General features: G+C 63.1%; 1 protein-coding gene. It reads left to right on the forward strand.

Features of this window, described 5'->3' with window-relative positions; translation table 11 throughout:
• The coding region (locus ACZYZF_RS29490; protein ID WP_463837604.1) for an AMP-binding protein at positions 1-317 on the forward strand (317 nt) is incomplete at both ends.

Below are 317 nucleotides of genomic sequence, written 5' to 3' on the forward strand. Positions count from 1 at the left end.
CGATCGTGGCGATCATGGGTGTGCTGAAAACCGGTGCGGCTTATGTTCCGATCGATCCCTCGGTGCCCGATGCACGGATAGGCTTCGTTCTCAGCGATTCGACGCCGGTAGCAGTGGTCACCACCACCGATCTGATGGACCGGCTGAGCGGGCGTGGGTTGACGGTGATCGACGTCAACGATCCCAGGCTGACCGGTCAACCCGCCACCCCGCCGCTGATCGAGCCGGCCGACGATGATGTTGCGTATCTGATCTACACCTCGGGCACCACGGGTGTGCCCAAGGGGGTGGCGATTCCGCATCGCAATGTGACGCGG

The sequence above is a fragment of the Mycobacterium sp. IDUB_24 genome (assembly GCF_055419385.1).